Annotated in this window: 10 protein-coding genes; 3 read left to right on the top strand and 7 right to left on the bottom strand. The window is 67.3% G+C overall.

Translation table 11 applies throughout. The features are described from left to right. Positions 1-184 precede the first annotated feature (184 nt). A complete protein-coding gene (locus KI794_RS00715; protein WP_255808769.1) occupies positions 185-1,510 on the top strand; it encodes an acyltransferase family protein in 1,326 nt (441 codons plus the stop codon). Here the strand turns inward: KI794_RS00715 and KI794_RS00710 are convergent. The 4 genes from KI794_RS00710 to KI794_RS00695 all read right to left on the bottom strand — a co-directional run bounded on the left by KI794_RS00710 (position 1,474) and on the right by KI794_RS00695 (position 5,487). Beyond that, entirely contained in the window at positions 1,474-2,427 is a 954-nt protein-coding gene (locus KI794_RS00710; protein ID WP_119281824.1) for a 1,4-dihydroxy-2-naphthoate polyprenyltransferase, read from the bottom strand. The two genes, KI794_RS00715 and KI794_RS00710, sit on opposite strands and share 37 nt — an antisense overlap. Further along, a complete protein-coding gene (locus KI794_RS00705) occupies positions 2,424-3,668 on the bottom strand; it encodes an AMP-binding protein (RefSeq protein ID WP_119281825.1) in 1,245 nt (414 codons plus the stop codon). The genes KI794_RS00710 and KI794_RS00705 overlap by 4 nt, the downstream gene beginning before the upstream one ends. A gap of 63 nt (positions 3,669-3,731) precedes the next feature. After that, complete coding sequence (locus KI794_RS00700; protein ID WP_255808768.1) at positions 3,732-4,646, bottom strand: 1,4-dihydroxy-2-naphthoyl-CoA synthase; 915 nt, start codon at positions 4,644-4,646, stop codon at positions 3,732-3,734. A 43-nt stretch (positions 4,647-4,689) separates the two neighbouring features. Beyond that, positions 4,690-5,487: a VIT1/CCC1 transporter family protein gene (locus tag KI794_RS00695; RefSeq protein ID WP_119281827.1), complete on the bottom strand. Its 798-nt coding sequence runs from the start codon at positions 5,485-5,487 to the stop codon at positions 4,690-4,692. 178 nt (positions 5,488-5,665) lie between these two features. Between KI794_RS00695 and KI794_RS00690 the strand changes: the two genes are divergently transcribed. Continuing rightward, positions 5,666-6,679: an o-succinylbenzoate synthase gene (locus tag KI794_RS00690; protein WP_119281828.1), complete on the top strand. Its 1,014-nt coding sequence runs from the start codon at positions 5,666-5,668 to the stop codon at positions 6,677-6,679. A gap of 5 nt (positions 6,680-6,684) precedes the next feature. Here the strand turns inward: KI794_RS00690 and KI794_RS00685 are convergent, their stop codons facing one another. From KI794_RS00685 to KI794_RS00675, 3 genes are all read right to left on the bottom strand, one after another. Further along, on the bottom strand, positions 6,685-8,424 hold the full coding sequence (locus KI794_RS00685; protein ID WP_255808767.1) for an AMP-binding protein: 1,740 nt from the start codon (positions 8,422-8,424) through the stop codon (positions 6,685-6,687). Positions 8,425-8,502: 78 nt separating this feature from the next. Further along, entirely contained in the window at positions 8,503-11,595 is a 3,093-nt protein-coding gene (locus tag KI794_RS00680) for a DUF2207 domain-containing protein (RefSeq protein WP_255808766.1), read from the bottom strand. Between the two features lie 36 nt (positions 11,596-11,631). Next, complete coding sequence (locus KI794_RS00675; RefSeq protein WP_255809795.1) at positions 11,632-12,177, bottom strand: adenine phosphoribosyltransferase; 546 nt, start codon at positions 12,175-12,177, stop codon at positions 11,632-11,634. Between the two features lie 137 nt (positions 12,178-12,314). On the opposite strand from KI794_RS00675, the gene KI794_RS00670 reads away from it, so the two are divergent. Then, complete coding sequence (locus KI794_RS00670) at positions 12,315-13,922, top strand: fatty acyl-CoA synthetase (RefSeq protein WP_119281831.1); 1,608 nt, start codon at positions 12,315-12,317, stop codon at positions 13,920-13,922. Positions 13,923-13,955 lie beyond the last annotated feature (33 nt).

Here is a 13,955-nt window from a genome sequence, read left to right as displayed (position 1 = left end):
CCAGGCCAGGGGGCGGGGGCCAGGGCCAGGCCAGTGCGGCGCCGGGTGGCCTCGCGCAGGGGCCCGGCTTGCCCCAACTCAGGGTCGCCCCTAGTCCCCAGGTAGGGGCACCGATTCGCTCGCGCAGGTGACGCGCCACCCCACACCGTGACGGGACGCTAGGGGTCCGCCCGAAAGGAACCCCATGTCGCTCATCAGCATTCCCCCGGCCCCGACCGCCCCGTCCCCAGGCAGGGACCCCGAAGGCGACGGCACCGCACGCGACTCCGCGGTGGACCTCATCCGGGCCGCCTGTCTGCTCGCGGTCGTCGCTGTCCACGCGCTCATGGTCGGTGTCAGCGTGCAGGGTGGTGAGGTCGTGCTTGAGAACGCCCTCGAATCGTGGGGAGGCTTCACCGTGTTCTCGTGGTTTACCCAAATGATGCCACTGTTCTTCATCGCCGGCGGCTTCGCGTCGGCGGCCCACTATAGGCGGCTCCGCGCGCGGGGAGTCACACCGTCCGGGTACGTCACGGCGAGGCTCGGCAGGCTCCTCCCCGTCCCACTTCTTGCGGCAATGGCGACGACGTGTGTGCTTGCTGGGCTCTCGGCTGCTGGCGTAAGCCCCGAGATCGTTGCGGCTGCTGGCTGGCGGATCAGCCAGCCCCTCTGGTTCCTCGGAGTGTACGTGCTGTGCTCAGCGCTCGTTCCGGCGATGCTCGCCCTGCACGAGCGGGCACCACGGCTCACGCTCGCGGCACTCGGAGTGTGCGTCATGCTCGTGGACCTCGCGCGGCACACGACAGGCGTCGACGCGATCGGCTTCGTCAACCTCGGGTTCGTCTGGCTGTTTGTGCAACAGCTCGGTTTCCTCCTCGCAGACGGGGTGATCGTGGGGCCGCGCACCGCGGTGGCCGCGCTCGCGGGTGGGGCACTGTGGATCGCTATCGGGGCGTCTCCAATGAACCTGTTCGAGGCGCTCAACCCACCGACGGCAGCACTCGCCTTCCTCGGCGTCATTCAGCTCGCGGTGTTCACAGCTGTGCGACCGGCGCTCGCGCGCCTCGCGACCCTTCCAACGATCAGCTGGGGCGCTGCGGCGCTCAACGGGCGCGCGATGACGATCTATTCGTGGCACATGCCGGCAACAGTGCTGCTCGCGGGCGCGCTGCTCGTCACCGCTCACCTTGGCGGCGACGCTGAGGCGGCGCTTTCCCGCCCGCTCAGCGCCGACTGGTGGCTGTCGCGGCCGGTCTGGCTTGTAGCCGTAGCGATAGTCGTCGCCTGCTCAGTCGCCGCCGCGACACGTCTCGAGCGTCGCATACTCCCGGGGCTCCGCTTCATCGCACGCCCCGCAGCAGCACGAACAACGCTCGCGGTGTTGAGCGGCGCTGGCGGTGTGCTCGTGATCCTCGCAGCGACCGGATCCCTCACAGCCTGGTTGTCAGGAGCCGCCCTACTTGCGGCGGCAATCGTGATCTGCCTCGAGCGGCGTCAGAAGGCGAACGCGGTTCCGAGCAGCAGGCCGTAGCCGAGCGCGGCAAAGCTCGTGAGCTGCAGCACAATAATGAGCTCGCGCGCGGTTCGCGCAGTGAGCGTGATGATGATCGCAGGGATGGCTGCTGCGAGCACGAACCAGACGAGCAGCATGCCCGAGTAGGCCCACCCGTAGAGGAGCGGCACCCCGAATGGCAGGACCATGCACACGACGTAGAGCACGCGGGTCCAGCGCTCGCCTATTCTGACGGCGAGGGTGCGCTTACCAGCGGCCCGATCCGTCGGAATGTCACGCAGGTTGTTCACCACAAGTACCGCGACCGCGAAGAAGCCGACGCCTGCTCCCGCGACCCACATCTCCTGGTTCGAGATCTCAGTCTGTAGCCACACGGTACCGACTGTTGCGACGATGCCGAAGAACACGAACACGACGAGTTCGCCGAGGCCAGCGTAGCCATACGGCCGCTTGCCGCCGGTGTAGAACCATGCCGCGATAATCGCGACGACACCAACGGCGAGGAACCACCACCGGCCGCTGATCACGACTGCGGCGAGGCCCGCTGCTGCTGCGAGGCCGAAGAAGACGAGCGCGAGGGTGAGCACGTGCTTCGGGTTCACCCTGCCCGAGCCTGTGAGCCGCGCCGGGCCGACACGAAACGCGTCGGTGCCGCGCACCCCATCCGAGTAGTCGTTCGCGTAGTTCACGCCGATCTGCAGCAACAGCGCGACGGCGAGCGCGAGCAGGCTGAGCGTGAGCGAGAACGCCTGCAGCATGTGCGCGATTCCGGCGCCGACAGCGACCGGGGCGACCGCGAGGGGAAGCGTGCGAAGGCGAGCACCCGACACCCAGTCACGCCAGGTGACGTGTGCGGTTTCGCCTGCTTCGATGAGGCTATCGGCGGCAGCTCGCAGTGCCGGGTTGCCTGACCGCTTCGGGTTCTTCGTGCTCACTCTGTCTCCCCTTCGTCGGCCAAGCGAGGCGTCTCGGCCCGGTCATCGCGCAACTGCGCAAAGCTTGCCCGCAGTGTCTGAAGCCACGCCTGGATCGCGGGAAGATCTGGCTTGCCTCCCGGCAGGCGCGGCAGGCGCTCGGTTTCGTTCGCCCACTCTGGCACAGCTGCGGCCCCGAGCTTCGCCCGGATGCCCTCGCGCACCTCGTCGAACGGCGCGGCCGCCGGGTCAACTTCGACGACGAGAACTGGCCGCTCGCCCCACTCTGGATGGTCGGTAGCAAGCGCAACTGCGCTCCCCCAGCCCGGGAACTCCCGCGCAACCCGCTCGATCTCGTCGAGCGAGACGTTGACGCCGCCAGAAATCACGACCCTGTCGAGCCTTCCCGTGACAGTGAGCATTCCGCCAAGCAATTCACCAGCGTCGCCCGTGCGGTACCAACGGATATCTTCTCCCGCGCGGTTCGGCTCGGTGATGAAGCGCTCGTCGGTCTGTGCCTCATCGCCGAGGTAGCCGAGCGCGAGCGTCGGCCCCGCGAGCTGCACCTCGCCGCCGCGAATGCGCACGAGCGTGTCGCCGATCTCAACACCGTCGTAGACGCAGCCGCCCGCGGTCTCGGTCATTCCGTAGGAACGGCGAAGGCTCACGCCAAGCGTGTGCGCGCGCCTGCGAAGCTCCAGCGAGACTGCCTGGCCGCCAACGAGCACTGCGTCGAATCGCTGCAGCGCCTCGGCGGCCTCAGCGTCACCCTCGGCAAGGTCGAGCAGCCGCGCGAGCTGCACGGGCACGAGCGAAACGTAGCGGCGCTCGTGATCGAGCTGCTCGGCTGCCTCGAGCAGCTGGCGGGCGTCTGCGCCCTCTGGCGCGAACACGGGCTCGGTGCGCGCGACAGAGCTACGCACGAGCATCTGCAGCCCGGAGATGAGCTGTGTGGGGAGCGCGACAAGCCACTGCCCCGGCCCGCCAAGCGCCTCGTGCGTCGCAACAGCGCTCTCGACGAGCGCCGACCGCGAGAGCGCAACGGCTTTAGGAACCCCGCTGGATCCTGACGTGCGCACGACGACTGCAAGGTCTTCAGGGAGCGGCAGTGCCCTGATCTCCTCGATGTCGCTCGCCCCGGGATCCTCCCCGTGCGCGAGCGGCAGGATTGGAGCCCCACCCGCAAGAGCGTCGTCGAGCGCGGCGATGAGCCAGGCTCGATCCTCAACTGGGATCGCGCGAAGAACGTGGTGTGCCGTCACCCCCCTAGGGTACCGCGCCAGGATGGGTGACGGGCGCGGCGGGCGCCGCCCCTCCCCCGCTGCCTAGAAATGGTAGGGGAACGGTGACCAGTCAGGATCGCGCTTCTCGAGGAACGAATCTCGCCCTTCGACTGCCTCGTCAGTGCCGTATGCGAGGCGTGTCGTCTCGCCAGCGAAGAGCTGCTGGCCGACGATCCCGTCGTCGACAGCGTTCATCGCGTACTTCAACATGCGGATCGCGGTCGGCGACTTGCCGAGGATCGTGCGGGCCCACTCGATGCCAGTCGTCTCGAGCTCTGCGTGCGGCACGACCTCGTTCACGGCGCCGATCTCGCGGGCGCGCTCGGCGTCGTACTCGCGTGCGAGGAAGAAGATCTCGCGCGCGTTCTTCTGGCCGACCTGCTTCGCGAAGTAGGCGCTGCCGTAGCCAGCGTCAAACGAACCAACGTCGGCGTCCGTCTGCTTGAACTTTGCGTGCTCACGGCTCGCGATCGTGAGGTCGCAGACCACGTTAAGCGAGTGCCCGCCGCCGGCGGCCCAGCCTGGCACGAGCGCGATGACAACCTTCGGCATGAAGCGGATGAGGCGCTGCACTTCGAGGATGTGCAGGCGGCCGGCCCGCGCGAGAGCCTCGGGCCCGACAGCGGTCTCGGAGTCCGAGTACTTGTAGCCATCGCGGCCGCGGATGCGCTGGTCGCCGCCGGAACAGAAGGCCCAGCCGCCGTCTTTCTGGCTTGGACCGTTGCCTGTGAGCAGCACGACGCCGACCTTCGGGTTGACGCGCACGCGGTCGAGGGCGTCAAACAGTTCGTCGACTGTGTGCGGACGAAACGCGTTGCGCACCTCAGGCCTGTCGAACGCGATGCGGGCGATGCGCCCGTCAAGGCTGAGGTGCGCGGTGATGTCTGTGTAGCCCTCGGCGCCGGGGGCAATCTCCCAGACGCTCGGGTCGAAGATGTCAGAAACCTGTGTGGTCATGCCCCCAGCCTATTCGGCCGGGGGCACTTCCGTGCTGCTGTGCCTAGCCGACGGCGACCCCGAAGATGAGGCCGATGAGGTAGGTCGCGATCATCGTCGCCCCGCCCATCAGCACGTTGCGGAGGATCGCCCGGGCCCGCGGCGCTTCCCCAAGCGCTGCTGAGATCCAACCGGTAAGCACGAGGCCGAGGAGCACGGCGAAGCCTGCCGCGGGGATCCTGCCGGCGCCGAGCGGCAGCAGGATCATGATGAGCGGCAGCACCCCGCCGACAGTAAACGCAATGAACGAGGAGATCGCCGCGGCCCAGGGGCTCGTGTACTCGTCAGGGTCGATACCGAGCTCCACCTCAGCGTGTGCAGCGAGGGCGTCGTGCGCGCTGAGCTCCTTGGCGACCTCGGTCGCGAGCGCCGCGGACACACCGCGGCGGCGGTAGAAGCCGGCGAGACCGCGGAGCTCCTCCGCTGGCCGCAACGCGAGCGAGCGGCGCTTCTGGTCGATGAGTGCCTTCTCGGTGTCGCGCTGCGTGCTCACCGAGACGTACTCGCCGCCAGCCATGGAGAACGCGCCCGCGACAAGCGCGGCGACGCCAGCTGTCGCGACCGCCACCGTGTTTCCCGGCGTCGCCGCCGCGACACCGATGACGACGCCTGCGACTGAGACGATGCCGTCGTTCGCTCCGAGCACCCCAGCGCGCAGCCAATTGAGCTTCTGGCCGATGCGCGCCGAGCGCGGCTCACCGGCAGTCGGGTCTGCGTGCTCGGGCGCCGAGTCTGGGTGCTGGGCCGCCTGAGCGGGCGCCACGGAGTTGATGTTGCTGCCGCGAGTTGCTTCGAGTGTCATGGGTATCCCTCCCCCGTCGTGCGGGTTGTTCTGGCTCCAGTGTGCTCCTGTTTCGCCACCCCCGCAAGCAAGGGAAGGCTAGCCTTTCCCCTGGTCAGAGTACATTTTTTAGGCTTACCTTAGTCAGATGATTCGCTGGTTTGGGTCGAGCAGCGAAGGGTGGTGAGACAATCGGAACATGGCTACCGCCCCAACGCTTTCAGAGCTCCTCGACACGGCTCGTGTGGTGTCGATCCCAACCCGCACCAGGTTTCGCGGCATCTCCGAGCGGGAGGCCGTGATCTTTACCGGGCCGCAAGGCGCGAGTGAGTTCTCACCCTTCCTTGAGTACGACGACGCTGAGAGCGCGCGCTGGCTCGCAGCGGCGATGGAGTTCGGCTGGGAGCGCCCGCCCCTGCCTCACCGCAAAGCGATCGCCGTGAACGCAACGGTGCCGGCGGTTCCCGCCGGGGCCGTACCTGAGATTCTCGCCAGGTTCCCCGGCTGCCGCACCGCGAAGGTGAAGGTCGCTGAGCGCGGGCAGGCTCTCGCTGACGACGTGGCCCGCGTACAGGCGGTGCGCGAGGCGCTCGGGCCCGATGGGGCGGTTCGCGTCGACGCGAACGGCGGCTGGACCGTCGCCGAGGCGTTCGCCGCGCTCGCGCGCCTCGCCCCGTTTGGCCTGGAGTACGCTGAACAGCCGTGCGCGTCGGTCGCGGAGCTCGCGGAGCTGCGCACGCTGCTCGCCAGCGCTGGCATCGCGGTGCGGATCGCAGCCGATGAGAGCGTTCGAAAAGCTGAGGATCCCCTCGCGGTTGCCCGCGCCGGCGCCGCAGATCTCATCGTCGCGAAGGCGCAACCGCTCGGCGGCATTGCTGGGGCGCTGCGGATCATCAAGGAGGCCAGGCTTCCCGTGATCGTGTCGAGTGCCCTCGATACCTCGGTTGGCATTTCGATGGGGCTACACCTCGCGGCAGCACTCCCCAACCACCTGCTGGCCGGTGCGTGCGGTCTCGGCACCGTCGCGCTGCTCGAAGGCGACGTCGCGGTTGCGCCCCTCATTCCAGTAGACGGGAAGCTTCCGCTGACACGCCCGACGCTCGACAGCGCGGCGATCGACAGGTTCGCGGCGCCACCCGAGCGGACCCGCTGGTGGCGGGATCGGATCGAGCGGTGCTACGAGGCACTCGACCCCGTCGGCCTGCCCAGCTGAGGCTGTCAGGCCTTCAGGTCAGGGAAGTCTTCCTCGCGCCACTCCGAGGTGACCCGCTCGCCTGCGGCATGGGCTGCCTCCTCGCGCTGGCGTAGCTCGACTCGGCGAATCTTGCCCGAGGTCGTCTTCGGCAGCTCGAAGAATTCAACGCGGCGCACACGCATGTACGCGGGAAGCGCACGCCTCGCGTGCAACAGGATCTCCCTCGCTGTCGCTTCAGATGCCTCAACGCCGGCAGCAAGCGATACGTACGCCTTCGTCACGTTCAGGCGGGTGTCGTCTGGGGCGCCTATCACTGCCGCCTCGGCGACGAAATCGTGTTCGAGCATGACGCTTTCAACCTCGAACGGCGAGACCTTGAAGTCGCTCGACTTGAAGATGTCGTCGGTGCGGCCAACGAAGGTCAGCGACCCGTGCTCGTCGCGCTGTGCGACGTCGCCCGTGTGGTAGAGCCCGCCCGCGAGCGCCTCGGCCGTCGCCTCCGCGTTGCCGAAGTAGCCACTCATGAGGTTGACGGGACGCGCGGCGCCCTGGCCGCCGTCTTCAGGACCAAGTCGAAGGCAGACTTCGCCCTCGTCGCCCTCGTCTCCTGTCATCGGGTCGACGAGCACGATGTCTACGCCGGGAAGCGGTTTACCCATCGCGCCCGGCACGACGAGGTCGCCAGGCATGTTGCCGACAGTGGCTGTTGTCTCGGTCTGACCGTAGCCGTCGCGGAGCACGAGACCCCAGCTCTCTTCGATGCGCGAGATCACCTCGGGATTCAGCGGCTCGCCCGCCGAGACAACCTCACGGAGCCCCGACGGCTTCTGCCCAAGGTCGCTCTGGATGAGCATGCGCCACACAGTCGGCGGCGCGCAGAAACTCGTCACTCCAACGCGATCAAGCTCGGCGATGATTCGCTCGGCCTTGAACTTGCCGTAGTTCGCGACATACACAGTCGCGCCAGCGTTCCACGGCCCGAAGAAACTCGACCAGGCGTGCTTCGCCCAGCCCGGTGCGCTGATGACCGAGTGAATGTCGCCGGGGCGCACGCCAAGCCACGCCATCGTGGTGAAATGCCCGAGCGGGTAGCTCGTGTGCGAGTGCACGGCGATCTTTGGCAGCTTCGTCGTGCCTGAGGTGAAGTACAGCAGCGCCGGATCCACGCTCTTCGTCTGCTTCACGATCGGCGCAAGCGACGCCGAGCGCGACTCCTCGAATCGCGCCCAGTCATACAGTGCAGCACGCTGATCCATCGTGCCCGAGTCGATCCGTACGCCAACGCCGCGGAAGCCGCCAGGAATCCCCGCGAACTTCACCGCGTCCTGCGGGCCGGCGAACACCCAGTTCACGTTGCCTCGCGCCACCCGGTCGACGAGCTCCTGCGGGCCGAGGACGACGGAGGTTGGCAGGATCACGACGCCGAGCTTCATCGCGGCGAGCATGATCTCCCACAGCTCGACGTGGTTGCCGAGCATCAGCATCGCGATGTCGCCGCGCTTCGCGCCGAGGCTGCGCAGCCAGTTCGCGACCTGGTCGGAACGCTGCTTCAGCTCGCGGAAGCTTCGCTTGACCTCCGAGCCGTCCTCCTCGGCGATCCAGAGCGCGGTCGTATCGTTGCCGTCGGCGATGCGATCGAACACGTCGTGGGCCCAGTTGAACGCGTCGCCAACGTCTGGCCAGCGAAACTCGGCCCGCGCCCGTGCGGGGTCCCCCTGGAGGTCGAGAAGCTGATCTCTTGCTGCAAAAAAGGAGTCACTCACCCTCCCAAGACTACGGGGATGCCGCGAATTCTCGAGCGAGCGCAACAATCGATTGACAATCGTAACCCAGGTGATGCGCTACTGCGCCTTGGCGGCTTTCTTCGCCGGCGCCTTCCCAACGGCCGATCCGGCACGAACCACCGCGACCCACTGCGCGACGACCGCGCCCCACATCGCGAGCGAGCAGGCAACCATCGCCGGAACGACAGCCGAGTCGCCAGGCATCGGCCCGGTGACCCACCAGAACACGATGGATTGAGCGACGGCGAGCAGGGAAACGGCCGCGAACGAGACGAGCGCGATCGACGATCCTGCAGCCCTACCGCGGCGCACGGCCGCGACAAAGACGGCGGCCGCAGCGGCGAGCGCTGCAACTGTCAGGCCGACGAGCAGGGCAAGCGGTGCGCCGTAGGAGACCCTGTAGCGCTCGGCAGCTCCATCGACGACGTTCGAGAACGTGTCGGCCGTAAAGTTCAGCGTTGCGCCGAGGTCACCCGTGAGGCCGAGCTCGTATTGGCCAAGTGTCGCGTTCAGGGCCGCGTCGATCGCGAATGGCTCGCCCGGTTCTCCGTCGCCATCGCCAGGGAGCGGTGCGGGGCGAGACTCGACGGCAGCCGCATCGAGCGTGACGACAAGCTCCCCATCGGCGCCCGTCGCCTGAGACCCGACCACGAGCTCGACGCGGCCCGAGTCGTTGTAGATGTCGCGCTCGGCGACCCACGGCTCGAACCCCTGCCCGCTTTCGCCAGGCACCCGCTCGGCATCGCCGTGACTGATCCACCCGCCCGATCGGAGCTCTCCCGCGAGCTCCGGGGCGATCGTGAGCTGGACGCGGAGCGGCCGCACAGGTTCGGATCCGTCGTACGGATTCGCTTGGTTCGAGTAGAACGTGTCATCCCAGAACCAGTGCATTGCGGTCCATCGCACCTGCTGGGCGGTGTCACCGCCGTCTCGAACCTCAACGGCCGGGCTCGTGAGGGCGTACCGCACCTCGACAGGAAGGTCTCCGGTGAGCACCTCGCCAAGCTTCGTCGTCACCTTCGTCGTCCGACTACCCGTCGTCTCGTGAAACGGCACCACAGCCCCGTCGACGCGAACCTCTTCCACGACGAGGCCAAGATCCTGACCCAGCCGCTCTCGCGGCCACTCGCGCTCGAACTGGGGCACCGATGCTCCGCCGGGCTCAAACCCGACGGTGAGCCGCTCAGTCACGTCGAGCCGAGCGCCGCCATCGTCGCCGCGCGAGAGCTCGGCTTCAATCTCGAAACCCTCGGTCTGCGTCCAGATGACCCCGCTCGCCTCCGATGACGGCCACGTCAGGTACTCGGCCTCCCCGTAAGGCGCCGGCTGCGTGCTCACGAGCACAATCGATCCCGCCGCGAGCGCTCCAGCCGCGACTGTGGCCAAGATCGCTGGCACTGAGAGAAAATGCTCGCCGCGCCACCCGGCTGAGACGCGACGGTCGCCGGTCTCGCGAGCGGCCAGTTCAATGACGGCGTTCCCGGCTCGGCGCGGCGGCTCGAACAGCGCGGCATACGGGAGCAGCGGATCATCGACAGGACCCCGCTCAGACAACCGGGTTCCCCGCGCAAAGACAGCGATGCCGCTCAACTGCTGCTTGGCCAGCGCGCCAGCTCTCGTGAGCGGGCGCGGACGCCAGACTGCCCACAGCGTGACGCCCGCGATCACGGTCGAGCCGAGCACGAACGCCGCCGGCCACCAGACGACGCTCAAGATGACCTGGTGCGACAGCTGCCGCAGAATGCCCCACTGCACAAGCGTTACCGCGAGCGGAGCGAGCAAGAATGTGTCACGCACGTAGCTGTCGGGCACCCAGCGGAGCTTCTCGGCCACCGGCGCGCCCGCGCGCGCCCACCGCGAACGCCACCCCACAACCGCGGGGAGATTACCGACCCTGCCAGCTCGGCGCCCGGCACGGGCAACGGATCGCAGCCACCTGTCGGTGGCGTCCGCCGTCCCGCGCGCGGGGGCTGCGGCGAGCGCGGAGACGAGCTCGGCGTACCGTGGCTTACCGAGCAGGTCCGCCGCAAGCAGCGGAGAGATCCCATGCGGGGCCGAGTCACGCGCGACGAACCACGGGTCCCCCGCAGAGTCCGCCCACACCACCCAGCGAGCCGCAAGCGCAAACAGCATGAGTCCGACAAGCACCGCGAGCGGCAGCACCGGGCCCCAAGTCTGCACCCAGAAGAGCGCCGTCGTTGGCGGCTCAGCGAACGTGCCCTCGGCGAAGGTGAACTCGACCCACACGTCTGAGTGCGGCGGGAGCGAATCGTCGTTCTCGAACGAATAGGTGACTGCGCCCCCGGCCGTCTCGCCTGGCGTGAGCCAGATGTTTCCGCTGACTAGCAGCCACCCGACGGAGGCGTGTGGCTGGCGCACGAGAGCCCTGTCGAGCTCACCCGGTAGCTTCACCGACACCGCGAGGCCCTTCGTGGCCTGCGGCCAGCTCGGGGCAAACAACGGCCACTGCCACGCGTCGACCGCGTTGCCGGTGGCCACGTCGGTCTGTTGCCGCGCAAGGTGGTGCAGCTCGTAGCTCAGCTCGATCTCGCGTTCACCCTCGAACGCCTCACCCTTCGGCGTGCGGAGCGTGATGTCAATTGTTGTCGCGTGGCGTGTCACCGCCGTCAGCGCAGGCTCACCATCGACAGTTGCCTCCCGTAGCGCGAACTCTGTGTCTTTCCCGTCGACCTCGGTGACGAGCGTTCTCAGCACGCTGCGCTCAGGCCCATTCACGAAGCTCGCGGTGAAGCGTTCAGTGACCACTGCCGAAAACGTGCCGTCAGGCTCACGCGCGACCTCATAGTCAATCGCCGCGTCGCGCGCGACCCACTTCACATCCGCAACCTTGGCCGAAGCGATAACTTCGTCGAAGTCCATCGGCTTGTTGATGACCGGGCCAACGAGGAGCACGATTCCGACGGCCGCAAGCACCGCCCAGAAGACGCGAATCGCGTTGCGCAAGACCGTACCGCCGCGCGCGCGGAGAAACGCCTCAAGCGTCCCGAGGACGCGGGCGAGCCATCGAAAGAGCGGCGTGTGCGCCGGCTGCGGGTCCGGGATCCTCCCCGACCGCAGCAGATCAGGATCGGAGCCAGCGAGATCGAGAAGTTCGGCGACGGCGCTTGACTGTTCCCGCTTTCGCTTCACGCGCCGACTCCGTCCCTGGTGCTGCCCGGAGCGCGCTTACTCGCCGCTCGCGAACACGGTGTGCAGGTTCGGGTCTGCGACCGCGAGGCGACCGCCGAGCCCGTTGATCTCAAACAGCACAGCGGTTCCGGCGACTGTGTAGCCGAGCAGCTCGACGAGCTCGCGAGCGGCCTCGAGCGTACCGCCAGTCGCCAAAACATCGTCAATCAACAGCACTCGGGTACCTGCGGGCAAGTCGTTGTGAGCTTCAACCTCGGCGACCCCGTACTCGAGCTCGTAGCCCACCGACGCTGCCGGGCGGGGCAGCTTGCCTGCCTTACGGATCGGGAGCAGCCCGGCACCCGTCGAGTACGCAGCTGCGCTCGCGAGCAGAAACCCGCGCGCCTCAAGCCCAGCGATCACGTCGAACGTGCCGAGAAACGGGGCGATGAGCGCATCGACTGTCGCTTTGAACGCCGGGCCGTCAGCGAGCAGCGGCATGATGTCGCGGAAGACGATGCCCGGCGCCGGGTGGTCCGGGATCCCGAGAATCAGCTTCTCCGCGCGCGCGAGCTCGGCGCTCGGCTCAGGGAAGTGCGGCATCGCAAGCTCGTTACTGTCAGTGTTCGTAGGCACGTACTTCATCGTACCTCCCGACGAGGGTGGTAGTCCCAGGCGAGCGTTGCTATCGTTGCCAGCACCCCGCCCGACCGGGCGAGTACTTTACGACGAAGTGAGGTATGACTTTGCTGTTTGACGAGGCACTCTCGGCCACGATCTCCTCCGCCCGAGCTGACACGCTTGGCGAGCACCTCAGGCGCTCCGCCGCCCGTCGCCCAAACAAGATCGCACTCATCGACGGCGACACGACGCTCACTTTCGCGGAGCTCGATCGGCTCGCGAACAGGTTCGCGAACGCGCTCACCGAGTGTGGCGCGCGTCGCGGCGACAGGATCGCGTTGCTCAGCCGCAACTGCTGGCAGTTCGCCGTCGCAGCGTACGGGGCGGTGCGGGCCGGCGCGATCCTCGTCCCGCTGAACTTCGTGCTGACCGCAGGCGAGATCGGGCCGCTCCTTGAGGTTGTTGAGCCACAGATCCTTATCGCCCAGACGGAGCTCGTTGAGACCGCAGAACTGGCGGTAGCGAAATCGGGCACGGCCATTGCAACGCTCGTCGAGATCATCGCCGAAGCCGCCACCGCCGCTTCACCAGGATGGATCCCATTCGACGAGATCCTCGCGACCTCGCGCGACGATGCGCCAGATCTGGCGCTCTCCGCCGACGACCCTATTCGCATCATGTTTACGAGCGGCACCGAGTCACGGCCGAAGGGCGCCGTGCACTCAAGTCGTTCGCTCGGATCCGAATACCTCAGCTCGGTTGTTGAAGGCGGCATGGACGGCGACGACGTCGATCTGCACGCGCTCCCGCTCTACCACTGTGCGCAGCTCGACTGCTTCCTTGGCCCCGACATCATGCTCGGGGCGACGAGCATCCTGCTCCCCGCGCCCGATCCGGCGACGATCCTGCGCAAGATCGCTGAACACCGGGTGACGAAGTTCTTCGCCCCTCCCACCGTCTGGATCTCGCTCCTGCGCTCACCAGAGTTTGACAGCGCCGACCTGTCGAGCCTCAAGAAGGGCTACTACGGTGCCGCAGCCATGCCCGTCGAGGTGCTGCTCGAACTGCAGCGCCGACTACCGGACCTGCAACTCTGGAACTTCTACGGCCAGACAGAGCTCGCGCCCGTCGCGACGATCCTGCCGCCGCACGAACAGCTCAGCCACGCAGGCTCTGCCGGACGCCCAGTGCTGCACGTCGAGACCCGCGTCGTCGACAAGGCCGGTCACCCGGTGCCCGTCGGCGAAGTCGGCGAGATCGTGCATCGCAGCCCCCAGCTTGCCCTCGGCTACTGGAACGCCCCCGAACAGACAGCCGAGGCGTTCCGCGGCGGCTGGTTCCACTCGGGCGACCTCGGAGTGTTCGACGAAGACGGCAGGCTGCGAATCGTTGACCGCAGCAAAGACATGATCAATACGGGCGGCGAGAACGTCGCAAGTCGCGAGGTCGAGGAAGCCCTCTACGAACACGCCGCAATCGCCGAGTGCGCCGTATTCGCGACACCGCACCCGAAGTGGGTCGAGACAGTCACAGCCGCAGTCGTGCTCACCGCGGGAGAAACTGCTACCGAGGAAGAGTTGCGGGCCCACACGCGCGAGCGGCTCGCCGCGTTCAAAGTGCCAACAGTCGTGCACGTCGTCGCGACGCTCCCGAAAAACCCGAGCGGCAAAATCCTCAAACGCGAGCTGAGAGAACGGTTTGCCGCAGATTCGCCCGTCTCGTTTTGAGTTCCACAGAATTCTCGTGTAACGTATTCCAAG

The organism is Leucobacter aridicollis (assembly GCF_024399335.1).
In the GTDB taxonomy this organism is placed as follows: domain Bacteria; phylum Actinomycetota; class Actinomycetes; order Actinomycetales; family Microbacteriaceae; genus Leucobacter; species Leucobacter aridicollis_A.
Note: the sequence above shows the minus strand (reverse complement) of the source record. Positions and strands in the feature narration are given on the sequence as shown.